The following is a 22,817-nucleotide window of genomic DNA, read 5'->3' as shown; positions in this document are numbered from 1 at the left end:
CATCGTCGCGGGCGTCGCGTCCGGGCCGTGCTCGGCCCCGGACGCGACCGGCCCGCGGCGCCGACGGCGTACCGCACCCCACGGCCCCACGAGCGCCCCCGGAGCGGTACGGGGGCCACTCGCCCGGGATTGGCAGGTCCGCAGCGGCCCGCGCGGCCCTACCGTGCCCCCATGGACCGCACGCTCGCCGCCGACCTCGCCCGGCTCCCCGACCTCCTCGACGCCACCCGCCGCGCCGCCGCCGAAGCGCTCGCCACCCTGGACGAGCGCGCCGTCGTACCCGCCGCCCCCGAGCCGGCCGGCCCCGAACCGCTCCCGGAGCGGGGGGACGGCACCGAGACCGCCCTCGCGGCCTTCCGCGCCCGCTGGGAGCCGCGGCTCTCGGCCTCCGCCGGCCCCCGCTACCTCGGCTTCGTCACCGGCGGCGCCACCCCCGCGGCGCTCGCCGGGGACTGGCTCACCGCCGCCCACGACCAGAACTCCAACTCCTCCATGGACGGCGCCGGCCAGGACCTCGAACGCGAGACCGTGGGCTGGCTGCGCGAACTCTTCGGCCTCTCCGACGCCCACACCGGCACCTTCGTCAGCGGCGCCACCATGTCCAACACCACCGGCCTCGCCATCGCCCGCGAATGGCTCGGCGAACGCCTCGGCGTCTCCCCGGCCGAGGACGGCGCCGCGGCCCTCGGCCCGGTCCGCGTCCTCTCCGGCGCCCCCCACTCCTCCATCGCCAAGGCCCTCTCCTTCCTCGGCCTCGGCCGCAGCTCCCTCGTCCCCGTCCCGACCCTGCCCGGCCGTGAGGCCGTGGACCCCGCCGCCCTGGACCGGGCGCTGGCCGACACCCCCGGACCGGCGGTGGTCGTCGCCAACGCGGGCACCGTCAACACCGTCGACTTCGACGACCTCCCCGCCATCGCAGCCCTCCGCGCCCGGCACGACTTCTGGCTCCACACCGACGCCGCCTTCGGCGCCTTCGCCGCACTCTCCCCGGACCACGCACACCTCACCGAAGGCCTCGACGCCTCCGACTCCGTCTGCGTCGACCTGCACAAGTGGCTCAACGTCCCCTACGACAGCGCCGTCCAGTTCACCCGCCGCCGCGACCTCCAGGCCCGCGTTTTCCAGAACGCCGCCGCCTACCTCGGCCCCCTCGGCGAACACCCCGACCTCGTCCACCTCACCCCGGAGAACTCCCACCGGCTGCGCGCCCTCGCCGCCTGGTTCACGCTGCGCGCCTACGGCCGCCAGGGGCACCGGGAGATCGTGGAACGCAACATCGCCGGCGCCCGGGCCCTGGGCGCGGCCCTGGAGGAGGACCCCGCCTTCACCCTTCTGGCGCCCGTCCGCCTCAACGTCGTCTGCTTCACCCTCGCCGACCGCCCCGATCCGGCCCGACTGACCGCCCTGCGCGAGGCGGTGGCCGCCGAGGTGTTCGTCACGCCCACCGTCCACGAGGGAACCGCCGGGCTGCGTGCCGCGTTCTCCAACTGGCGTACGACGCAGGCAGACGTCCACCGGGCCGCCCGGGCCCTGCGCACGGCAGCGAGGGAGATCGCATGACGAGCAGTCCCCTGACCCTCCTGGAGGTCGAGGCCCTGGCGCGCGATGCGCACGAGGGCCAGACCGACAAGGCCGGCAGGCCGTATGCCGAGCACCTCGCGGCCGTCGCCGAGGGCGTGCGCGTACGCGGCGGCAGCCCCGAACAGCAGGCGGCTGCCTGGCTGCACGACGCGATCGAGGACGAGGCGCTCAGCCTCACCTGGCTGGATTCCGCCGCTCTCCCGCAGTCCGTCAAGGACATCGTCCTCGCCGTCACCAAGCGCCCCGGTGAGCCGGTCGAGCGTTACGCCGCCCGCATCCTGGCCACCCCGGGCGCCCTGCTGGTGAAGGAGGCCGACCTCGCGCACAACGCCGACCCCGTACGTCTCTCCGTCCTGGACGCCCCCACCCGCGAGCGGCTGTCCGCGAAGTACGCCTATGTCCGGTCCCTCCTGGGGCTCACCGCCCCCTGAAACCCCCTCTGCCGCGGCGGTTGGTGAAAACGGAACCATGGCCTTTCGTCACGGGGCGTATGACCGTGGCCGGTTGGTGGGAGGATGGTCCATGTGGGGGCATTCCCGGCCGTGCGCCCCCGGCCGACCAGGGGACGACCGAAGGTGTGATCAGTAGTGGCCATTTCGCTCTCAGTTGTGGTTCTGTTGGGCGTCATCCTGGTGGTGCTGATCCGCGGCAACCACATCAAGGCGGGCCCCGCCATCGTCGCGGCCCTCTTCGGCTTCTTCCTGGCGTCCAGCTCGATCGCGGACGACGTGAACCGTTTCCTCAACTCCCTGGCGACGATGATCGCCAACATCAAGCTCTGACGGTGACGACGCCCGCCGACGGCCCGAACCACCCCGTGGGCCAGGCGCGGCGGCTCGCTGCCGAGCGTTTCCCCGACGCCCTGAGCGTCGTCCTGGCGGGCTCCACCGTGGCCGGCCGCGCCACCGCCACCAGCGACCTGGACCTGGCGGTCCTGGTCGAGGACGGCGGTGCCACCCGACGCGAGACCCTCCGCTTCGAGGGACGGCTGGTCGAGCTGTTCATCCACACCCGGGCCGGCCTCGACGAGCTCTTCGCCGCCGACACGGCATCCCGCCGCGGCGTCATGCAGCGCATGTACGCCGAGGGCCTGGTCCTCACCGAACGGGACGGGGCGGGCACCGGCCTCAAACACCGGGCCGCGGCCGCACTCCGCGAGGGCCCGGGCGCTCTGGCGCCCGCCACGGTCGAGGACCGCCGCTACGCGCTCACCGACGCGCTGGACGACCTCTCCGACGCCGCGGACCCCGTCGAACGACTCACCGTGGCCGGCGTCGTCCTCGATGTCGCCGCCGACCTCCTCTTCGACCACCACAGGGCCTGGAAGGGTGGCGGAAAGTGGCTGCCCCGCCGCCTCCTCCAGGCCGACCCCGACCGCGGCGCAGCCCTCCTCGACGGCTACCGCCGCCTCTGCGAAACCGCCGCCCCCCAGCCCCTCACGGCCGCCGCGACCGACATCCTCACCCTCACCGGCGGCCCCCTCCGCGAAGGCCACGCCCGCACCTGGCCCGTCTCGCACGACCCATCGCCGGTCCCCGGCGCCTGCACGCGCGACGATCCGGATGCCGGACCCGCCTGACACCGTGCGCCCGCGAGGCTGACATGGGTCGACTTCCGGGCACAGTTCTTGAACGCCAGGGGCACGCCGGACTGATCCGGGCCCCGGGAACGACCGAGGGCCAGGTCGAGGAGATGTCCTCCGACCTGGCCCTTCGGTACTCAGAGCGGGCGACGGGAATCGAACCCGCGTAGCTAGTTTGGAAGACTAGGGCTCTACCATTGAGCTACGCCCGCAGGGGTTGCGCCGCAGGTCCGGGACCTTGGCACGGACAGCATCCTAGCGGGTCGTTCCAGCGGATCGCACACCACATTCCGTGCCCGCGCCGTCGTCCGTCCGAAACGGCTCCGGAAACACCGCGCATCAGAGGGTCTCCGGGCATGTACCCTACGTGTCGCACCGACGGGGTGTGGCGCAGCTTGGTAGCGCGTCCGCTTTGGGAGCGGAAGGTCGTCGGTTCGAATCCGGCCACCCCGACCACCGCAAGATCGCGTTGTGGGCTGATTGCCGCTTGCGGCTACTATGCAAGCTGCGTGCCCGTGTGTCTGATGTACCGGGCCGAAGTCCGCCGGGCCGCTGATTCCAGCGAGACGGCAGATCCCCCAGCAGTCAGCCACAAGGAGACCGAACCGTGAAGAGCGCCGTTGAGACCCTGAACCCGACGCGGGTTCGGCTCACTGTTGAGGTGCCCTTCGAGGAGCTCAAGGACAGCCTCGACGCGGCGTACAAGAAGATCAACCAGCAGGTCACGGTGAAGGGCTTCCGCAAGGGCAAGATCCCGGCCCGCGTCATCGACCAGCGCTTCGGCCGCGGTGCGGTGCTGGAGGAGGCCGTCAACGACGCCCTCCCGAAGTTCTACACCGAGGCCGTCAACGAGGCCGACCTGAACCCGCTGGGCCAGCCCGAGGTCGACATCACCGAGCTGAAGGACGGCGAGCTGCTGGCCTTCACCGCCGAGGTCGACGTGCGTCCCGAGATCGAGATCCCGGACTACTCCGGCATCGAGGTCGAGGTCGACGCCATCGAGGTCTCCGACGAGGACGTCGAGAAGTCCGTCGAGCAGCTGCGCAACCGCTTCGCGTCCACCAAGGACGTCGAGCGCGCCGCCGCCGAGGGTGACGTCGTCACCATCGACCTGGAGGCCAAGGTCGACGGCGAGGTGCTGCCCGACGGCGTCGCCTCCGACGTCTCCTACACCATCGGTTCGGGCGAGCTGCTCGAGGGCATCGACGAGGCCGTCACCGGCCTCGAGGCCGGCGGCGAGGCCACCTTCACCTCGCAGCTGAAGGGCGGCTCCGCCGAGGGCAAGGACGCCGAGGTCACCGTCAAGGTCACCAAGGTCTCCGCCAAGGAGCTCCCGGAGCTGGACGACGAGTTCGCCCAGATGGCGAGCGAGTTCGACACCCTCGAGGACCTCAAGGCGGACAGCCGCACGCGCCTCGAGAACATGAAGCAGTACGACCAGGCCACGCAGGCCCAGGAGCGCGTCCTGGAGAAGCTGCTGGAGCTCGTCGAGGTGCCGATCCCCGAGAAGCTGCTCGAGGACGAGGTCAACACCCGCAAGCACAACCTGGAGCACCACCAGCTCGGCCAGATGGGCCTGGACCTGGCGAAGTACCTGGAGTTCCAGGGCAAGACGGTCGAGGAGTTCGACGCCGAGACCAAGGAGCAGGCGATCAAGGGCATCAAGACCCAGTTCGTCCTGGACGCCCTGGTCAACAAGGAGAAGCTGGGCGTGAACCAGGAGGAGCTCACCGAGCACCTCATGCGCCGTGCGCAGTCCTCCGGCATGTCCCCCGACCAGTTCGCCCAGGCCGTCGTCGAGGGCGGCCAGGTCCCGATGCTGGTCGGCGAGGTCGCCCGCGGCAAGGCCCTCGCGGTCGTCGTCGAGGCCGCCAAGGTCGTCGACACCAACGGTGACGTGGTCGACCTCTCCGACGACGAGGACGAGGTCGAGACGGCCGCCGAGACCGTCGAGGCCGCCGTGGACGGCGACGACGAGGTCAAGGCCGACGAGGCCAAGTAACACTCCGGGCGAAGCCCGCCGAGCAGTGCCCCGACAGGGCCCGGACGCAGCCGCGTCCGGGCCCTGTCGCATGGCTGCGGGGCGGTCCCCGCAAGGCCGCCGGAGCTTGCGCTCCGAGCGAACAGTTCGGGAAGCGGGATGGCGTTGTCCGACCTGCGCGTTAGGGTCCATGAATACGAGGGCACGTGAGTACCCGGGCGCCGGCGGACCCGTCCGCTCCGGCTCGACCGCGCCCCAGAACGAGACGCTGAGACGGCACATGGCCGTCGGAGACGAGCAGGTGGATACGTGACGAATCTGATGCCTTACGCCGCGGGTGAGCCGTCCATCGGTGGCGGCCTCGGCGACCATGTCTACAACCGGCTGCTCGGCGAGCGGATCATCTTCCTCGGCCAGCAGGTCGACGACGAGATCGCGAACAAGATCACCGCGCAGCTCCTCCTCCTGGCCGCCGAGCCGGAGAAGGACATCTACCTCTACATCAACAGCCCCGGTGGCTCCGTCACGGCCGGCATGGCCGTCTACGACACCATGCAGTACATCCCCAACGACGTCGTGACCATCGGTATGGGCATGGCGGCCTCGATGGGCCAGTTCCTGCTCACCGGCGGCGCCAAGGGCAAGCGCTTCGCCCTGCCGAACACCGACATCCTGATGCACCAGGGCTCCGCCGGCATCGGCGGCACCGCGTCGGACATCAAGATCCAGGCCCAGTACCTGCTGCGCACCAAGCAGCGGATGGCCGAGATCACCGCGTTCCACTCGGGCCAGACCGTCGAGGCGATCATCCGCGACGGTGACCGTGACCGCTGGTTCACCTCCGAGGAGGCCAAGGAGTACGGCCTCATCGACGAGATCATCTCGGCCGCGTCCAACGTTCCGGGCGGCGGCGGCACCGGGGCCTGATCCCGGCCCCACCGCAGCAACCCCGCAGCCGACAGCCCGCAGAACGCCACCAGGATGGTGAACACCCAGATGCAGAACAACTTCTCCGCGAGCTCCGCGAGCGGCCTCTACTCCGGCCCGCAGGTGGACAACCGCTACGTCATCCCGCGCTTCGTCGAGCGCACCTCGCAGGGCGTGCGCGAGTACGACCCGTACGCGAAGCTCTTCGAGGAGCGCGTGATCTTCCTCGGCGTGCAGATCGACGACGCCTCCGCCAACGACGTCATGGCGCAGCTGCTGTGCCTGGAGTCGATGGACCCGGACCGCGACATCTCGATCTACATCAACAGCCCGGGCGGCTCCTTCACCGCGCTCACGGCGATCTACGACACGATGCAGTTCGTGAAGCCCGACATCCAGACGGTCTGCATGGGCCAGGCGGCCTCCGCCGCCGCGGTCCTGCTCGCCGCCGGCACCCCCGGCAAGCGCATGGCCCTGCCGAACGCCCGCGTGCTGATCCACCAGCCCTCCGGCGGCACCGGCCGAGAGCAGCTCTCGGACCTCGAGATCGCGGCCAACGAGATCCTGCGCATGCGCGACCAGCTGGAGACCATGCTGGCCAAGCACTCGACGACGCCGATCGAGAAGATCCGCGACGACATCGAGCGCGACAAGATCCTCACGGCCGAGGACGCCCTCGCGTACGGCCTGATCGACCAGATCATCTCCACCCGCAAGAGCAACAAGCTCTGACCCTTGCCGTCAGTTGGCGCGGGCACACCACCGGATTCGGCGATGTGAACCACGTCAAGGGGGCCCCGCACGGGGCCCCCGGCAAGGTACCGTCGGATATGAGGCACCAGGAGCGCTGAACCAGGCGTCTCCCAGGCGAAGGGGAAGCACCTCGTGGCACGCATCGGTGACGGCGGCGATCTGCTCAAGTGCTCGTTCTGCGGAAAGAGCCAGAAGCAGGTGAAGAAGCTCATCGCAGGACCCGGTGTGTACATCTGCGACGAGTGCATCGACCTCTGCAACGAGATCATCGAAGAGGAACTCGCGGAGACCTCCGAGGTCCGGTGGGAGGAGCTCCCCAAGCCCCGTGAGATCTACGAGTTCCTGGAGAGCTACGTCGTCGGCCAGGAGCCGGCGAAGAAGGCGCTCTCGGTAGCGGTCTACAACCACTACAAGCGGGTCCAGGCCGGCGAGAACGGCGGCGCGCAGGGCCGCGAGGACGCGATCGAGCTCGCGAAGTCCAACATCCTGCTGCTGGGCCCCACGGGCTCCGGCAAGACGCTCCTCGCGCAGACGCTCGCCCGCATGCTGAACGTCCCGTTCGCCATCGCCGACGCGACGGCGCTGACGGAGGCCGGGTATGTCGGCGAGGACGTCGAGAACATCCTGCTGAAGCTGATCCAGGCCGCCGACTACGACGTCAAGAAGGCCGAGACCGGGATCATCTACATCGACGAGATCGACAAGGTCGCCCGCAAGAGCGAGAACCCGTCGATCACCCGCGACGTGAGCGGCGAAGGCGTCCAGCAGGCCCTGCTGAAGATCCTCGAGGGCACGACAGCCTCGGTGCCGCCGCAGGGCGGGCGCAAGCACCCGCACCAGGAGTTCATCCAGATCGACACGACGAACGTGCTCTTCATCGTGGGCGGCGCCTTCGCCGGCCTGGAGAAGATCATCGAGTCACGTGCGGGCGCCAAGGGCATCGGTTTCGGGGCGACGATCCGCTCGAAGCGCGAGATCGAGGCCAGCGACCAGTTCCAGGAGGTCATGCCGGAGGACCTGGTGAAGTTCGGGATGATCCCCGAGTTCATCGGCCGTCTCCCCGTCATCACCTCGGTCCACAACCTGGACCGCGAGGCCCTGCTCCAGATCCTCATCGAGCCGCGCAACGCGCTGGTGAAGCAGTACCAGCGGCTGTTCGAACTCGACGGTGTCGAGCTGGACTTCGAGCGCGAGGCGCTGGAGGCCATCGCGGACCAGGCGATCCTCCGCCAGACGGGCGCGCGGGGTCTGCGCGCCATCATGGAAGAGGTCCTGATGTCGGTGATGTACGAGGTCCCGTCCCGCAAGGACGTGGCCCGGGTCGTCATCACCGCCGACGTGGTCCGCTCCAACGTCAACCCGACGCTGGTCCCGCGGATCGTCCCGAAGGACCAGGGCCCGCACGAGAAGTCGGCCTAGCCGCAGGGCAGTAGACCGGTACAGGAAAGGGGCGCCCCCACCAGGGGCGCCCTTTCGCGTGTTCCGCCGTCCGCTACTTCTTGACGCGGGCGGTGTTGTAGAGCTTCGCGGCCAGTTCCGCGGCCTGCTCCTGGGTGTAACCCGGCTTGCTCGCCAGGATCGACGCCACGTCGGAGGCGCTGACCATGGCGATGGTGCTGTAGTCGCCCCAGACGCAGAAGGGCAGCGTGGCCTCCTTGGGGCCCTTGGCGGAAGGGTCCTTCGACGTGAACTTGATGTCCTGGCACTTCATGACGGCGCCCTTGAAGTTGGGCGGGGACATCGTCTTCGGGCTGCCGAGCAGCTGCACTTCGGACTTGCCGTCCTTGGCGGCGTCCACCTGGGCCTTGGCGAAGTAGCCGTCCACCGCCTTCTCCGGGTCGGCGATCTCGCCGTAGAGCCCGGAGAACTTGAGGCCCTTCGCCGTCAGCGGGTTCTTCGGGTCGCCGGCCAGGTAGTCCATGCCCACCTGGGTCGGGTTCTTGATGCCCGCCGCCTCGGCCTCCTTCTTGTCCGCGTCGTCGAATTCGGCCTCCTTGTACTTGGCGTCCTTCTTGAAGTCGTCGACCGCGTCCGGGGCGGCCAGCTTGTAGCCCTTGGTGTCGTCCGAGATGGCGCTGCCGCCGCCCAGGAGGTACCAGCCGCCGCCTGCGATCACCGCTACGGCCACGACCACGCCGATGATGAGGCCCGCCTTGGACTTCTTCGGGGGCTCGCCGCCGTACGGGGCCTGCTGCGGGTAGCCGTAGGCCGGGGTCGGCGGCTGCTGGGGGTAGCCCTGCGGGGGGACGCCCGGCTGCTGCGGGTAGCCGTAGCCCGGCTGCGGGGGCGCGGGCTGGCCGTACGGGCCCGGCTGGGCCGGCTGGCCGTACGGGCCGGGCGGCGGCGGGGGCTGCTGACCGTACGGTCCAGGCTGCTGCGGCTGTCCGTACGGCCCCGGCTGGTTGTGGCTCATCCCGTGTCCCCCTATGAGGTAGCTCTTTATGCGACCCTGACATCCTCGCGGAAGGCGGCGCCGGGCAGTGCGCCGGGCCCCGGGATTACCGGTTTCATGACTGGACTGTTACCGCCTTAAACTGTGGCCCGTGACCGAGAACACGCAGACACCCAGCAGCCCCGACTCCGAACTGCCGACCGCCTACAAGCCGGCCGACGTAGAGGGGAAGCTCTACGAGCGCTGGGTAGAGCGTGGGTACTTCACGGCGGATGCCGCGAGCGAGAAGCCCCCGTACACCATCGTCATCCCGCCGCCGAACGTCACCGGCTCCCTCCACCTGGGCCACGCCTTCCAGCACACGCTCATGGACGCCCTCACCCGCCGCAAGCGCATGCAGGGCTTCGAGTCCCTGTGGCTGCCCGGCATGGACCACGCGGGCATCGCCACCCAGAACAAGGTCGAGCAGCAGCTCGCCGAGGAGGGCAAGTCCCGCCACGACCTGGGCCGCGAGGAGTTCGTCGAGCGCGTCTGGCAGTGGAAGGAGGAGTACGGCGGCAAGATCCTCGGCCAGATGCGCCGTCTCGGCGACGGCGTCGACTGGTCCCGTGAGCGCTTCACCATGGACGAGGGCCTCTCCAAGGCCGTCCAGACCATCTTCAAGAAGCTCTTCGACGACGGCCTGATCTACCGTGCCGAGCGCATCATCAACTGGTGCCCCCGCTGTCTGACGGCCATCTCCGACATCGAGGTGGAGTACCAGGAGGACGCGGGCGAGCTCGTCTCCATCCAGTACGGGGAGGGCGAGGACACCCTCGTCGTCGCCACCACCCGCGCCGAGACGATGCTCGGTGACACGGCCGTCGCCGTCCACCCGGACGACGAGCGCTACAAGCACCTGGTCGGCAAGCAGATCAAGCTGCCGCTGACCGACCGCACCATCCCGGTCGTCGCGGACACGCACGTCGACCCGGAGTTCGGCACCGGCTGCGTCAAGGTGACGCCGGCGCACGACCCGAACGACTTCGCCATCGGGCAGCGCCACAGCCTGCCCAACATGACGATCATGGACGAGCACGGTGTCATCACCGTCCACGGCCCCTTCCTCGGCCTGGACCGGTACGAGGCCCGCTCCGCGGTCGTCGGCGCACTGCGCCAGCAGGGCCGCATCGTCGCGGAGAAGCGCCCGTACCTGCACTCCGTCGGACACTGCTCGCGCTGCAGCACCACCGTCGAGCCGCGGCTGTCCCTCCAGTGGTGGGTCAAGGTCGAGACCCTCGCCAAGAACGCCGGCGACGCGGTCCGCGACGGCCGCGTCGCGATCCACCCGGTGGAGATGGAGAAGCGCTACTTCGACTGGGTCGACAACCTCAACGACTGGTGCATCTCGCGCCAGCTGTGGTGGGGCCACCGCATCCCGGTCTGGTACGGCCCGGAGGGCGAGGTCGTCTGCCTCGGCCCCGACGACGAGGTGCCCACCGGCGAGGGCTGGACGCAGGACACCGACGTCCTGGACACCTGGTTCTCCTCCGGCCTGTGGCCGTTCTCCACGCTCGGCTGGCCGGAGAAGACCCCGGACCTGGAGAAGTTCTACTCCACCGACGTCCTGCTCACCGGCCACGACATCATCTTCTTCTGGGTCGCCCGGATGATGATGTTCGGCCTGTACGCCATGGACGGCCAGGCGCCGTTCAAGACGATCGCGCTGACCGGCCTGGTCCGCGACGAGCGCGGCAAGAAGATGTCGAAGTCCTTCGGCAACGTCGTCGACCCGCTGGACTGGATGGACAAGTACGGCTCCGACGCCGTCCGGTTCACCCTGGCCAAGGGCGCCAACCCGGGCACCGACGTCCCGATCGGCGAGGACTGGGTCCAGGCGTCCAGCAAGTTCGCCAACAAGATCTGGAACGCCACGCGCTTCGCGCTGATGAACGGCGCCACGATCGAGGGCGAGCTGCCGCCCGCCGAGCAGCTGTCGGCCACCGACCGCTGGATCCTCTCCCGTCTCAACAAGACGGTCGCCCAGGTCGACGCCTACTACGAGGACTTCCAGTTCTCGAAGCTCAGCGAGGCGCTCTACCACTTCGCGTGGGACGAGGTCTTCGACTGGTACGTCGAGCTGTCGAAGACGACCTTCTTCGCGGGCGGCGAGCAGGCCAAGGTCTCCAGCCGGGTCCTCGGCGAGGTCATCGACGTCATGCTGCGCCTGCTGCACCCGGTGGTCCCCTTCGTCACCGAGACCCTGTGGACCACGCTGACCGGCGGCGAGTCCCTCGTGATCGCCGACTGGCCGAAGGACAGTGGCTTCCGCGACGAGGCCGCCGAGACCGAGATCGGCAACGTCCAGAACCTCGTCCGCGAGGTCCGCCGCTTCCGCAAGGAGCAGGGTCTCGACGACAAGCAGAAGGTCCCGGCCCGTCTGGACCTGTCCGGTACGGCGCTGGCCGCGCACGAGGCGGCCATCCGCCAGGTGCTGCGCCTCCAGCCGGAGGGCGACGACTTCAGCGCCTCCGCGACCCTCCCGGTCGGCGGCGCCACGGTCGCGCTCGACCTGTCGGGCACCATCGACGTGGACGCCGAGCGCAAGCGCCTCACCAAGGACCTCGGCGCCGCCGAGAAGGAGAAGCAGCAGGCCGAGGCGAAGCTCGGGAACGAGGCCTTCCTGGCCAAGGCCCCCGACGCCGTCGTGGACAAGATCAAGGGCCGGCTGGCCAAGGCCGAGGCGGACATCGCCCGGATCCAGGCCCAGCTGGAGACGCTGCCGGCCGCGTAGCCCTTCGTACGAGGCGAGGCCCCCGCACCGGATCGCCGGCTGCGGGGGCCTTCGCCGTACGCGGACCCGCACGCGGACCTGTACGCGGACCCGTACGCGGGCCGTCGTTCCCGGCGTCCCTGGCGTTCCCGTCGTCGTTCCTCCGAGGCCAGGAGCGCGGGCGGGGCCCGCGGCAGGGCGCAAGGTCGCGACCGCCGGGACTTCCGACCCTGTCCGAAGTGCCCTGAATCACCGCGTTTACCTGTCTGCCGGGTCTCATCCGCCGCACCGACCACGGATGATGGAGGGCATGCACGTCAAGCCCCTCGCCCCGGTGTTCCACCGATGCGTGGCCGCCGGCCGTCGGCTGACCGGCACCTGGGCCGGTACCCCGCAGGCGGTCGACGTGCTCACCGCGCTGGGCTGCCTCGGGCTGATGGCCCTCGACCTGCCGGGCCTCGCCGCCGCCGACAACTCGCTGAGCGGGCCCGCCGCGGCCGTCGTGCTCGCCCTGGGCTGCACGACCCTGCTGGTGCGCCGCCGGCTGCCCTGGATCTCGTACCTGGCCGCGCTGCTCTTCATCGGATGGCTCCACGAGCTGACCCTGGTCCAGTTCGCCCTCTACTCGGTCGGCCGCTTCCGCGGGCGCCGCGCGGGGATCCTGGCGACGCTCGGGTACATCGCCTTCGCACTGGTCATGTTCTGGGTGCCGGGCTGGCCCGAACCCCCGGGGCAGACGCTCAGCGGCTTCCTTAGCATCGTCGTACCGATCGGCGCGCTGGCCTCCGCGGTGGGGATCGCCGCCTACCGGCACGACCTGGTGCGGGAGCTCACCGTCCGGCGGGCCGAGTCCGCCGTGCTCCAGGCCGTCCAGCAGGAACGCACCTCCGTCGCCCGCGACGTGCACGACTTCGTCGGGCGGGAGCTGACCCTGCTGACCGTGCGGTCCGAGGTGCTGTCGGTACGGGCGCGCGAGAGCGCACACGCCAAGGACTTCGAGGAACTGGCCGACACCGCGCGCCGCGCCCATCTGGTGCTCAACGAGATCATCGTGCAGCGGGGCGAGCGGCCCTCGACCCCCGGGGTGGACGGGCTGGCGGCGCTCGCGGAGGAGAGCGGCCGGGCCGGATCGCCCGTCCGGCTGGCCATGGACGAGGACGTGCACGCGCTGTCGCCACTGCGGCAGGCGGCGGTCTACCGGGTGGTGCAGGAGTGCCTCACCAACGCCGCCAAGCACGCGCACGGCGAGACCATCGACGTGTCGATCGCGGCGGACGGCCCGCGGCTGCGGATCGCCGTCAGCAACGCCGTGCCGGCCCGCACCCCGGGCCGGGCCCCCGTCTCGGCGGGCTCCGGCACGGCGAGCATGTCCGAGCGCGTCCGCAGCCTCGGCGGCTCCCTGACGGCGACCCACACGGACGACACCTACGAGGTCGTCGCCACGCTGCCGAGAGGTTAGGCCGTCTCTTCCGGACCTCGCCGCCTCTCCCGGATCCTGCCCGACCCGCGCCGCCCGGCACCGCACCTCGCCGCGTCGCCCAGGCACCCGTCCGCCCCGACCGCCAGGGCGCCGGTGGTGCCCGCCCTGACGGCGACCTCGGACGGCTCATCGAGGACGATCCCGTGCCCCCGGGCGTGGACGAGGGTGTTCGCGGTCCCCAGGCCGATCCCTTCGGCGCGGCCGGCAGCTGTCCTGTCGGTGCTGGCCTGCGGCATTCGCTCCCCTGTCCGATGCTCGCAGGGCGTGCACGACGATCAGGTCGCTCCCGGCGTCGAAGGTCCCGAAACGGCCGGGCCGAAAGTCCTCCGGGCCGCCGTCCGTAGACTGGCCCTGTGAGTGACCAGCAGCCCGAGAACCCCGACCGACACGACCACGACGACCTCGCAGGCGCCTTCGACGAGTTCGACCAGATCGTGGCGGAAGAGTCCGACCGCGATCCCGACCTGGCGGTGATCGAGGCCGGCAGCCGCACCCTGCGCGCCCACGCCGGACCGCCCCAGGGGGACCCGGTGCCCGCCCGGCCCGTCGACCCCGAGGTCGCCGAGGCGCTGCTGGAGGTGGAGCGAGAGCTCTCGACCCGCTGGGGCGAGACCAAGCTGGAGCCCTCGGTGTCGCGGATCGCGGCGCTCATGGACGTACTGGGCGAGCCGCAGCGCGCGTACCCCTCGATCCACGTCACCGGGACCAATGGCAAGACCAGCACGGCCCGCATGATCGAGGCCCTGCTGAACGCCTTCGAGCTGCGCACCGGCCGCTACACGAGCCCGCACGTGCAGTCGATCACCGAGCGGATCAGCCTCGACGGGGCGCCGATCGAGGCCGAGCGCTTCGTGGAGACGTACCACGACATCAAGCCGTACGTGGAGATGGTCGACGCCGCCGAGGAGTTCCGGCTGTCCTTCTTCGAGGTGCTCACCGGGATGGCCTACGCGGCCTTCGCGGACGCCCCGGTGGACGTGGCCGTGGTCGAGGTCGGCATGGGCGGCAGCTGGGACGCGACCAACGTCATCGACGGCTCCGTCGCCGTGGTCACCCCGATCAGCCTGGACCACACCGACCGGCTCGGCTCCACGCCCGGTGAGATCGCCGTGGAGAAGGGCGGCATCATCAAGCAGGACGCCACCGTGATCCTGGCGCAGCAGCCGGTCGACGCGGCCCAGGTGCTGCTGAAGAAGGCCGTCGAGGTCGACGCGACGGTGGCCCGCGAGGGCATGGAGTTCGGCGTTGTCTCGCGCGAGGTCGCGGTCGGCGGGCAGCAGCTGACGCTGCGCGGCGTGGGCGGCGAGTACGACGGTATCTTCCTGCCGCTGTACGGCGCGCACATGGCGCACAACGCGGCGGTGGCGCTCGCCGCGGTCGAGGCCTTCTTCGGGGTCGGCGGGCAACACGCCCGGGTGCTGGACGTGGACACCGTCCGGAAGGCCTTCGCGTCGGTGACCTCGCCGGGCCGCATGGAGGTCGTGCGGCGCAGCCCGACGGTGATCCTGGACGCGGCGCACAACCCGGCGGGCGCGGCGGTCACCGCGGAGGCGGTCACCGAGGCGTTCGGCTTCAGCCGGCTCGTCGGCGTGGTGGCGGCGAGCGAGGACAAGGACGTGCGCGGGGTGCTGGAGGCCTTCGAGCCCATCTTCGCGGAGGTCGTGGTCACGCAGAACTCCAGCCACCGGTCGATGGGCGCCGACGATCTGGCGGCCGTCGCCGTCGAGGTCTTCGGCGTGGACCGGGTGCAGGTGGAGCCGCGGCTGGACGACGCCCTGGAGGCGGCGATCACCCTGGCCGAGGAAGAGGCCGAGTACGGAGGGGCCGGGGTCCTGGTGACCGGTTCCGTGATCACGGTGGGCGAGGCCCGCCTGCTGCTGAAGAGGGGCTGAGGATGCGCACGCTGTGTGCGAGCACGCTGATCGGTGAGTTCTTCGTGATCGGTTTCGCGGGACTCGTCGCCATGAAGGACCCGGACCTGACCCAGGCCACGGTCTGGACGGTGTGCGGGATCGCGATGCTGCTGTCGGTGCTGCTGTGCGGGATGCTGTCGCGCCCCGGGGCCGTCCAGCTGGGCTGGGCCCTGCAGATCGGTCTCGTCGCGAGCGGGTTCGTCGTTCCGACGATGTTCTTCCTCGGTGCGGTCTTCGCCGGCCTGTGGTGGTGCTCCGTGCACTACGGCCGGAAGATCGACTCGATCAAGGAGCGCTGGGCCGCCGCCCAGGAGGCTCCCGCGGCGGCCGCGGCGTCCGGAGCGCCCGACACGGCCTGAGGGATCCCCGGGCCGCCCCGTGCCGCCCGGAACCCCGGGCCGTCCGTACCGCCGACGCACCCGGACTGCCGGACCGACCCGGACGGCCCTGTAGATTCGCCCTACCGCACCCGTATGCCGCAAGGAGCCGCAACATGACCCAGCGCACCCTCGTCCTGCTCAAGCCCGACGCCGTCCGTCGTGGCCTGATCGGCGAGATCATCGGCCGCATCGAGCGGAAGGCCGGCTGGACCATTCCCGCACTGGAGCTGCGTACGCTCGACCAGGAGACCCTGGAGGCGCACTACGGTGAGCACAAGGGCAAGCCCTTCTACGAGCCGCTGATGGGCTTCATGGCCGGCGGACCGATCGTGGCCCTGGTCGTCGAAGGGGAACGCGTGATCGAGGGTGTCCGCCAGCTGGCCGGACCCACCGACCCGATCGCGGCGGCCCCCGGCTCCATCCGGGGTGACTTCGGCACCATCACCCGTGAGAACCTGATCCACGCCTCGGACTCCGAGGAGTCCGCCGAGCGCGAGCTGAAGCTCTTCTTCCCCGCGCTCTGATCAGTCTTTCCTGACGAGACATCAGCCGAATAGCGCTCATGACCTGGGGCGACCGAAGTAATTTCGGTCGCCCCCCGGTAATTCCGGGCCCGAGCGGGAACGCCTGGGCAGGACACGTCGTCACCACTGAGGGGGCGGGTATCCATTCCGGCGGGATTGCCGGAGTCCCGTCGCGCGGTGTCCGCACCCCGGCACTACGATGGGGCCTCCACCCACACACCCACCTCGCCGACCTGACAGCAGCCGCTATCAACTGGAAGGCCAGACGCTCCTCATGGGGAACAAGGGGAACAACATGTCGTTCATCGGCCGTGACATGGCGATCGACCTCGGGACCGCCAACACGCTGGTGTACGTGAGGGGCCGGGGGATCGTCCTGAACGAGCCGTCCGTGGTCGCCATCAACACGAACACCGGCGGCATCCTGGCGGTCGGCTCCGAGGCGAAGAAGATGATCGGGCGCACGCCCGGCAACATCGTCGCCGTACGGCCCCTCAAGGACGGCGTCATCGCCGACTTCGAGATCACCGAGCGTATGCTCCGGTACTTCATCCTCAAGATCCACAAGCGCCGCTACCTGGCCCGTCCGCGCGTCGTGGTCTGCGTGCCCTCCGGTATCACGGGAGTCGAGCGCCGCGCGGTCATCGAGGCGTCCACGCAGGCCGGCGCCCGCCAGGTGCACATCATCGAAGAGCCCATGGCCGCCGCCATCGGCTCGGGCCTGCCCGTCCACGAGGCCACCGGCAACATGGTCGTGGACATCGGTGGCGGTACGACCGAGGTCGCCGTCATCTCCCTCGGCGGAATCGTCACGGCGCAGTCCATCCGGGTGGCCGGTGACGAGCTCGACAACGCGATCATCCAGCACATCAAGAAGGAGTACTCGCTCCTCCTCGGTGAGCGGACGGCCGAACAGATCAAGATCACCATCGGCTCGGCGTACGACCTCGACAAGGACGAGCACACCGAGATCCGCGGCCGGGACCTGGTCTCGGGCCTGCCCAAGACGGTCGTCATCTCGGCCGCCGAGGTCCGCAAGGCCATCGAGGAGCCCGTCAACTCCATCGTCGACGCGGTCAAGACCACGCTCGACAAGTGCCCGCCGGAGCTCTCCGGCGACATCATGGACCGCGGCATCGTCCTGACCGGCGGCGGTGCCCTGCTCCGCGGCCTCGACGAGCGGCTGCGCCGGGAGACCGGCATGCCGATCCACATCGCCGAGGACCCCCTCGACTCCGTCGCCCTCGGCTCCGGCAAGTGCGTCGAGGAGTTCGAGGCCCTCCAGCAGGTCCTGGACGCGCAGCCCCGTCGCTGACAACACCCCTCCCGGCCGGGGAGGGGCCAAGCGGAACACAAGGATCCGCCGTACGGGTGCTACCGGGCCCGTGCGGCGGATCGTTGATATACAGGCAAAAGAGAATTCCGACGAGGAAGGCACGGCCGCCGCACGTGAGGGACACACGAGAAAGCCGGCTGCTCCTGGTGCTTCTGATCGCCATCGCGTTCGCGTTGATCACGGTGGACATCAGGGCAGGCGAGGAGTCACCGGTCGACGGTGCCCGGCAGGCCGCCGCAGCGGTCTTCGGGCCGGTCGAGGAAGGTGTGGCGACCGCGGTCGATCCGGTCGCCAACGCCATAGGGGCCGTACGGGACTCCGGGGAGCGCCACAACCGGATCGCCGTGCTGGAGCGCGAGAACGCCGCCCTCAAGGCCAAGCTCGGCAGCGAGGACCAGACCCGCAGCCGCATCCACGAACTCGACGAGATGCTCAAGCGGGCCGGCGCCGGACAGTACGGCATCAAGGGCGCCGAGGTCATCGCGATAGGAGCGGCCCAGGGCTTCTCCTGGACCGTCACCATCGACGCCGGCAGCAAGGACGGCATCGAGCGCGACATGACCGTCCTCAACGGCGACGGGCTCGTCGGCCGGGTCACCACCGTCGGCCCCGACACCTCCACCGTCGTCCTCGCCAACGACCCCGACTTCACCGTCGGCACCCGCCTGGAGAAGACCGGCGAACTCGGCTTCGCCACCGGCCAGGGCGACCGCGCCCTGTCCGTCCAGATGCTCAACGGCAAGGCCAAGGTCAGCCCCGGCGACCGGCTCGTCACCTTCGGCTCGCGCGGCAACAAGCCCTTCGTGCCCGGCGTCCCGATCGGCGAGGTGGTCAAGGTCGACCCCTCGCGCGGCGACCTGACCCGTACCGTCTGGGTGCGTCCGTTCGTCGGGTTCTCCCGACTGGACATCGTCGGCGTCGTGGTGATGCCGCCGCGCGAGGACCCGCGCGACGCCGTCCTGCCGCCCAAGCCCGAGGCCCCCAAGCCCACCCCGACGGTCACCGTCACGGTCACCCCGTCCGGGTCCGCCAGCCTGCCCGCCCAGCCGGCCGACGACTAGGAGCCGACCCCGCATGCGCTTCAACCGGATCCTGCTCTCGGCCACGCTCGTCGTGGTCGCGCTCGTCATCCAGGTCACCGTCCTGGGCCGGCTCCAACTGCCCGGCGCCGTACCCGACCTGCTGCTCCTCACCGTCGTATCCCTCGCACTCGTGTACGGGCACGTCAGCGGTGCGCTCATCGGCTTCGGCGCCGGACTCCTCGCCGACCTGGCACCGCCCGCCGACCACGCGGCCGGGCGGTACGCACTCGTGCTGTGCGTCATCGGCTACGTCGCCGGCCTGGTCCGCCCCGACGGCGGGCGGTTCCGCTCCGCCTGGGGCCCCATGCTGACCGTCGTCGCCGCCGCGATCGGCTCGACCCTGCTCTACGCGGGCGTCGGCGCCCTCGTCGGCGACACCGCCGCCCGCCACGTGGGCCTGACCGGGCTGGTGTTCACCGCCACCCTCTACGACCTGCTGCTCGCGCCCTTCACCGTGCCGTGGATCATGGCGCTGGCCCGGCGCGCCGAGAACGACCCGATGGCCGTCGAGGCCGGCGGCGGCCCCGCCAACAAGGCCGCCGACGTCTCCGCCGGCTGGCTGGCAGGCGGCACCGGACTGCGCATCGGCAGCCAGCGCGGCGGCCTGCGCCTGAAGACCGCGCGGTCCCGCGCCAACAAGGCCGTCCGCATAAAGGGCATCAAGCCCGCCAAGGGTGTGAAGAGCGTCAAGAAACTGTGAGGGAGGAGCAGACGTGACCAACGTCCCGGAGACCGGCCGCACCTCCCGGGTGCAGATCAGGCTCGTCATCATGCAGGTTCTCGTCTTCTCGATGCTCATCACCCTCGGCGGCCGGCTCTGGTTCCTCCAGATCCGCAACGGCGCCGAGTACTACCACGAGGCCAAGAGCAACCACGTCCAGCGGGTCGTCCAGCCCGCCGTGCGCGGCTCGATCCTCGACGCCCGCGGGGTCCCGCTCGCCGACAACGAGACCCGCCTCGTCGTCTCCGCCAGCCGCACCGCGCTGATGAAGATGAAGGACAAGGGCAAGGGCGTCATGACCCGCCTGGCCGGCGTCCTGGACATGACCCCCAAGGAGGTCATGGACAAGGTCCGGCTCTGCGACTCCCAGACGCCCAAGCCCTGCTGGAACGGCTCCCCCTACCAGCCGATCCCGGTCACCCTCGAAGCCACCACCCAGCAGGCGCTGCAACTGCGCGAACGCCCGGAGGAGTACCCGGGCATCACCGCCGAGCCCACCGCCGTCCGCCGCTACCCGGCCCCCGGCGGAGCCCGCGCCGCGCAGGTGCTGGGCTACCTCTCGCCCGTCACCGACGACGAGATCCAGAAGGCCAAGGACACCGACTCCCCGCACCTGCGCTCCGACCAGGTCGGCCGCTCCGGGATCGAGCGCACCTACGACCGGCAGCTGCGCGGCAAGGCGCAGGTCACCTCGTACGAGGTCGACAACCTCGGCCGGGTCATGGGGCAGACCAGGTCCGACCCGGGAGTCGCCGGGTCCACCCTCGTCACCAGCATCGACGCCCGGGTCCAGGCCGTCGCCGAGTTCGAGCTCCAGCAGGCGATGAAGGTCGTCCGCAACGAGACCGACAACATCACCGGCCGCAAGTACGAGGCCGACTCGGGCGCCGTCGTCGTCATGGAGGCCAGGACCGGCCGCATCGTCGCGATGGCCTCCCAGCCCGACTACGACCCCAACGCCTGGGTCGGCGGCATCTCCGGCGCGGACTACGCCAAGCTCACCAGCAAGAGCTCCAACTACCCGCTGCTCAACCGCGCCATCCAGGGCATGGCCCCCGCCGGCTCCATCTTCAAGGTGGTCTCCGCGAGCGCCGCCGTCCGGGCCGGATACAAGTTCAACGACAAGTACAACTGCAGCAGCTCCTACAGCCTCGGCGGCCGCAGCTTCGCGAACTTCGAGTCCAAGGGGCACGGCCCCATCACCCTCGGCGAGGCCCTCAAGTTCTCCTGCAACACCGTCTTCTACGCCCTCGGGCACAAGGAGTGGCAGCGCGACGGCGGCCTCAGCCCCAAGAAGGACGCCCACGACTGGTTCTACCGGACCGCCCGGGAGTTCGGGCTCGGTTCCGAGACCGGGATCGACCTGCCGAACGAGGTCAAGGGCCGCATCCCCGACCGCCACTGGAAGCAGAGCTTCTGGGCGGCCAACAAGAACTCCTGGTGCAAGCAGGGCAAGCGGGGCGGCACCTACGTCGAGCAGATCGCCTACGAGAGCTGCCTCGAGGGCAACCAGCTGAAGGCCTACGACAGCATCAACTTCGCCATCGGCCAGGGCGACGTCCTGGTCACCCCCATCCAGATGGCCACCGCCTACTCCGCCATCAGCAACGGCGGCACCCTCTACAACCCCACCGTCGGCAAGGCCGTGATCAGCCCCGACGGCAAGCACGTCGAGATGGTCGCGCCCCAGTCCCACGGCAGGCTGCCGATCGACGCCCGGACCATCGCCGACCTCGACCGGGGCCTGCGCACCGTCGTCGAGCCCGGCGGCACCGCGGCGTGGCGCTTCGGCGGCTGGCCCCAGGACAAGATCCCGATGCACGCGAAGACCGGTACCGCCCAGGTCTACGGGAAGCAGACCACCTCGTGGCTCGCGACCTACACCAAGGACTTCACGATCGTCATGACGATCTCCCAGGGCGGCACCGGCTCCGGAGCCTCCGGCCCCGCCGTACGCAACCTCTACAACGCCATCTACGGTCTGACCATGGACGGGAAGCAGGACCTGAAGAGGGCCCTGCTGCCGGCCCCGGAGACGAAACTGCCCAGGATCAACCCCGACGGCTCCATCGATTCCCCCGAGATCCGGCCGTACGTACCGCCGTCCCCGGAGGAACTGGAACCGCCGGCGCTCGCCGGGCCTCCCCCGACACGGCACGACTGAGGACCCCATACCGACATGCCAACCGCCAACAAGTTCTCCGTCTCCCGGTACGCGCCCGAGCGCGGCCCGATGGCCAAGCTCACCGCCCGCGACTCGGTGCTGCGCCGGCTCGACTGGCCGATCCTGCTCTCCTCGCTCGCCCTGTCCTTCCTCGGCGCCCTGCTCGTGTGGTCGGCGACCCGCAACAGGACCACCCTGAACCAGGGCGACCCCTACTACTTCCTCGCCCGGCACGCCCTGAACACCGGCATCGGCCTGGTGCTCATGATCGGCACCATCTGGCTCGGCCACCGCACGCTGCGCGGAGCCGTGCCGGTGCTCTACGGGCTCTCGCTCGTGCTCATCCTCGCCGTGCTCACCCCGCTCGGCGCCACCATCAACGGCGCCCACGCGTGGATCGTCATCGGCGGCGGATTCTCCCTCCAGCCGTCCGAGTTCGTGAAGATCACGATCATCCTGGTCATGGCGATGCTGCTCGCCACCCGGGTGGACGCGGGCGACCTCGCCCATCCCGACCACCGCACGGTCGTCAAGTCGCTCTGCCTGGCCGCAGCCCCGATGGGCATCGTCATGCTGATGCCCGACCTCGGCTCCGTCATGGTCATGGTCGTCATCGTGCTCGGCGTACTGCTCGCCTCCGGCGCCTCCAACCGCTGGGTGTTCGGCCTGCTCGCCTCCGGCGTGGGCGGAGCCGTCCTGATATGGCAGCTCGGCGTCCTCGACGAGTACCAGATCAACCGCTTCGCGGCCTTCGCCAACCCCGAGCTCGACCCCGCCGGCGTCGGCTACAACACCAACCAGGCGCGCATCGCGATCGGCTCCGGCGGCCTGACCGGCTCCGGACTCTTCAAGGGCTCGCAGACCACCGGCCAGTTCGTGCCCGAGCAGCAGACCGACTTCGTCTTCACCGTGGCCGGCGAGGAGCTCGGCTTCGTCGGCGCCGGACTGATCCTCGTCCTGCTGGGCGTCATCCTCTGGCGGGCCTGCGTGATCGCCCGGGAGACCACCGAGCTCTACGGGACCATCGTGTGCGCCGGCATCATCGCCTGGTTCGCCTTCCAGTCCTTCGAGAACATCGGGATGACCCTCGGCATCATGCCCGTGGCCGGACTGCCGCTGCCGTTCGTGTCCTACGGAGGCTCGTCGATGTTCGCCGTGTGGATAGCGGTCGGACTCCTCCAGTCGATCAAGGTCCAGCGGCCATTGTCAGCCTGAAGTCCCGTTCATCCTGCAGAGGTGTTCCGTTCAG

20 protein-coding genes and 2 tRNA genes are annotated in these 22,817 nt (G+C 70.1%); 19 read left to right on the top strand and 3 right to left on the bottom strand.

Annotated elements, in window-relative coordinates; translation table 11 throughout:
- The first annotated feature begins 171 nt into the window (after positions 1–171).
- From NRK68_RS11840 to NRK68_RS11825, 4 genes are all read left to right on the top strand, one after another.
- Entirely contained in the window at positions 172–1,560 is a 1,389-nt protein-coding gene (locus NRK68_RS11840) for a pyridoxal phosphate-dependent decarboxylase family protein (protein WP_183065398.1), read from the top strand.
- Positions 1,557–2,012 carry an HD domain-containing protein gene (locus NRK68_RS11835; RefSeq protein ID WP_183065396.1) on the top strand — a complete coding sequence of 152 codons (456 nt, stop codon included), beginning with the start codon at positions 1,557–1,559 and terminating at the stop codon, positions 2,010–2,012. Before NRK68_RS11840 ends, NRK68_RS11835 begins: the two co-directional genes overlap by 4 nt.
- A gap of 156 nt (positions 2,013–2,168) precedes the next feature.
- Positions 2,169–2,363 carry a hypothetical protein gene (locus NRK68_RS11830; RefSeq protein WP_031145493.1) on the top strand — a complete coding sequence of 65 codons (195 nt, stop codon included), beginning with the start codon at positions 2,169–2,171 and terminating at the stop codon, positions 2,361–2,363.
- A 2-nt stretch (positions 2,364–2,365) separates the two neighbouring features.
- Positions 2,366–3,160, top strand: a complete 795-nt coding sequence (locus NRK68_RS11825) for a nucleotidyltransferase domain-containing protein (protein WP_257855741.1) — start codon at positions 2,366–2,368, stop codon at positions 3,158–3,160.
- Positions 3,161–3,304: 144 nt separating this feature from the next.
- On the opposite strand, the gene NRK68_RS11820 is transcribed toward NRK68_RS11825, so the two are convergent.
- Positions 3,305–3,375, bottom strand: a tRNA-Gly gene (locus NRK68_RS11820).
- A 167-nt stretch (positions 3,376–3,542) separates the two neighbouring features.
- Between NRK68_RS11820 and NRK68_RS11815 the strand changes: the two genes are divergently transcribed.
- The 5 genes from NRK68_RS11815 (at position 3,543) to clpX (ending at position 8,243) form a co-directional block, all read left to right on the top strand.
- Positions 3,543–3,619: transfer RNA gene (locus NRK68_RS11815), tRNA-Pro, on the top strand.
- A 151-nt stretch (positions 3,620–3,770) separates the two neighbouring features.
- The gene (gene tig / locus NRK68_RS11810; protein WP_183065395.1) at positions 3,771–5,165 is read left to right on the top strand and encodes a trigger factor; all 1,395 of its coding nucleotides are present in this window, start codon (positions 3,771–3,773) and stop codon (positions 5,163–5,165) included.
- A gap of 288 nt (positions 5,166–5,453) precedes the next feature.
- Complete coding sequence (locus tag NRK68_RS11805; protein WP_308296137.1) at positions 5,454–6,071, top strand: ATP-dependent Clp protease proteolytic subunit; 618 nt, start codon at positions 5,454–5,456, stop codon at positions 6,069–6,071.
- A gap of 54 nt (positions 6,072–6,125) precedes the next feature.
- Complete coding sequence (locus NRK68_RS11800; protein WP_220818601.1) at positions 6,126–6,803, top strand: ATP-dependent Clp protease proteolytic subunit; 678 nt, start codon at positions 6,126–6,128, stop codon at positions 6,801–6,803.
- A 153-nt stretch (positions 6,804–6,956) separates the two neighbouring features.
- Positions 6,957–8,243, top strand: a complete 1,287-nt coding sequence (clpX, locus tag NRK68_RS11795; RefSeq protein WP_030840753.1) for an ATP-dependent Clp protease ATP-binding subunit ClpX — start codon at positions 6,957–6,959, stop codon at positions 8,241–8,243.
- A gap of 73 nt (positions 8,244–8,316) precedes the next feature.
- Here clpX and NRK68_RS11790 read toward each other — a convergent pair whose 3' ends face one another.
- The gene (locus tag NRK68_RS11790; protein WP_257855740.1) at positions 8,317–9,237 is read right to left on the bottom strand and encodes a hypothetical protein; all 921 of its coding nucleotides are present in this window, start codon (positions 9,235–9,237) and stop codon (positions 8,317–8,319) included.
- 130 nt (positions 9,238–9,367) lie between these two features.
- Here NRK68_RS11790 and NRK68_RS11785 point away from each other — a divergent pair, with 130 nt between their 5' ends.
- The gene (locus NRK68_RS11785) at positions 9,368–11,989 is read left to right on the top strand and encodes a valine--tRNA ligase (RefSeq protein ID WP_257855739.1); all 2,622 of its coding nucleotides are present in this window, start codon (positions 9,368–9,370) and stop codon (positions 11,987–11,989) included.
- Between the two features lie 289 nt (positions 11,990–12,278).
- A complete protein-coding gene (locus tag NRK68_RS11780) occupies positions 12,279–13,427 on the top strand; it encodes a sensor histidine kinase (RefSeq protein ID WP_257855738.1) in 1,149 nt (382 codons plus the stop codon).
- Here NRK68_RS11780 and NRK68_RS11775 read toward each other — a convergent pair.
- The gene (locus NRK68_RS11775; protein ID WP_183065390.1) at positions 13,424–13,684 is read right to left on the bottom strand and encodes a rod shape-determining protein; all 261 of its coding nucleotides are present in this window, start codon (positions 13,682–13,684) and stop codon (positions 13,424–13,426) included. The two genes, NRK68_RS11780 and NRK68_RS11775, sit on opposite strands and share 4 nt — an antisense overlap.
- Before the next feature lie 117 nt (positions 13,685–13,801).
- Between NRK68_RS11775 and folC the strand changes: the two genes are divergently transcribed.
- From folC to rodA, 8 genes are all read left to right on the top strand, one after another.
- Positions 13,802–15,340: a bifunctional tetrahydrofolate synthase/dihydrofolate synthase gene (gene folC / locus NRK68_RS11770; protein ID WP_183065389.1), complete on the top strand. Its 1,539-nt coding sequence runs from the start codon at positions 13,802–13,804 to the stop codon at positions 15,338–15,340.
- Between the two features lie 2 nt (positions 15,341–15,342).
- Positions 15,343–15,720 carry a DUF4233 domain-containing protein gene (locus tag NRK68_RS11765; RefSeq protein ID WP_183065388.1) on the top strand — a complete coding sequence of 126 codons (378 nt, stop codon included), beginning with the start codon at positions 15,343–15,345 and terminating at the stop codon, positions 15,718–15,720.
- Positions 15,721–15,854: 134 nt separating this feature from the next.
- On the top strand, positions 15,855–16,265 hold the full coding sequence (gene ndk / locus NRK68_RS11760) for a nucleoside-diphosphate kinase (protein ID WP_183065386.1): 411 nt from the start codon (positions 15,855–15,857) through the stop codon (positions 16,263–16,265).
- A 295-nt stretch (positions 16,266–16,560) separates the two neighbouring features.
- Positions 16,561–17,580 (top strand): rod shape-determining protein, encoded by a 1,020-nt coding sequence (locus tag NRK68_RS11755; protein WP_030008578.1) that lies wholly within the window; start codon positions 16,561–16,563, stop codon positions 17,578–17,580.
- A gap of 134 nt (positions 17,581–17,714) precedes the next feature.
- A complete protein-coding gene (mreC, locus tag NRK68_RS11750) occupies positions 17,715–18,662 on the top strand; it encodes a rod shape-determining protein MreC (protein ID WP_183065384.1) in 948 nt (315 codons plus the stop codon).
- Between the two features lie 13 nt (positions 18,663–18,675).
- A complete protein-coding gene (gene mreD / locus NRK68_RS11745; protein ID WP_183065382.1) occupies positions 18,676–19,383 on the top strand; it encodes a rod shape-determining protein MreD in 708 nt (235 codons plus the stop codon).
- 13 nt (positions 19,384–19,396) lie between these two features.
- Positions 19,397–21,568, top strand: coding sequence for a penicillin-binding protein 2 (gene mrdA / locus NRK68_RS11740; RefSeq protein WP_257855737.1), 2,172 nt, complete (start codon positions 19,397–19,399; stop codon positions 21,566–21,568).
- Between the two features lie 15 nt (positions 21,569–21,583).
- Positions 21,584–22,783: a rod shape-determining protein RodA gene (gene rodA / locus NRK68_RS11735; protein WP_183065378.1), complete on the top strand. Its 1,200-nt coding sequence runs from the start codon at positions 21,584–21,586 to the stop codon at positions 22,781–22,783.
- The last annotated feature ends 34 nt before the right edge of the window (positions 22,784–22,817 follow it).

The organism is Streptomyces yangpuensis (assembly GCF_024666385.1).
GTDB classification, from domain to species: Bacteria; Actinomycetota; Actinomycetes; order Streptomycetales; family Streptomycetaceae; genus Streptomyces; species Streptomyces yangpuensis.
Note: the sequence above shows the minus strand (reverse complement) of the source record. Positions and strands in the feature narration are given on the sequence as shown.

Bases quoted from the DNA above. Each gene is read 5' to 3' on its own strand.
- NRK68_RS11790 (WP_257855740.1), bottom strand. From the start codon at position 9,237: ATGAGCCACAACCAGCCGGGGCCGTACGGACAGCCGCAGCAGCCTGGA.
- ndk (WP_183065386.1), top strand. From the start codon at position 15,855: ATGACCCAGCGCACCCTCGTCCTGCTCAAGCCCGACGCCGTCCGTCGT.
- NRK68_RS11775 (WP_183065390.1), bottom strand. From the start codon at position 13,684: ATGCCGCAGGCCAGCACCGACAGGACAGCTGCCGGCCGCGCCGAAGGG.
- NRK68_RS11765 (WP_183065388.1), top strand. From the start codon at position 15,343: ATGCGCACGCTGTGTGCGAGCACGCTGATCGGTGAGTTCTTCGTGATC.
- NRK68_RS11755 (WP_030008578.1), top strand. From the start codon at position 16,561: ATGTCGTTCATCGGCCGTGACATGGCGATCGACCTCGGGACCGCCAAC.
- NRK68_RS11780 (WP_257855738.1), top strand. From the start codon at position 12,279: ATGCACGTCAAGCCCCTCGCCCCGGTGTTCCACCGATGCGTGGCCGCC.
- NRK68_RS11840 (WP_183065398.1), top strand. From the start codon at position 172: ATGGACCGCACGCTCGCCGCCGACCTCGCCCGGCTCCCCGACCTCCTC.
- NRK68_RS11800 (WP_220818601.1), top strand. From the start codon at position 6,126: ATGGTGAACACCCAGATGCAGAACAACTTCTCCGCGAGCTCCGCGAGC.
- rodA (WP_183065378.1), top strand. From the start codon at position 21,584: ATGCCAACCGCCAACAAGTTCTCCGTCTCCCGGTACGCGCCCGAGCGC.
- NRK68_RS11835 (WP_183065396.1), top strand. From the start codon at position 1,557: ATGACGAGCAGTCCCCTGACCCTCCTGGAGGTCGAGGCCCTGGCGCGC.
- mreD (WP_183065382.1), top strand. From the start codon at position 18,676: ATGCGCTTCAACCGGATCCTGCTCTCGGCCACGCTCGTCGTGGTCGCG.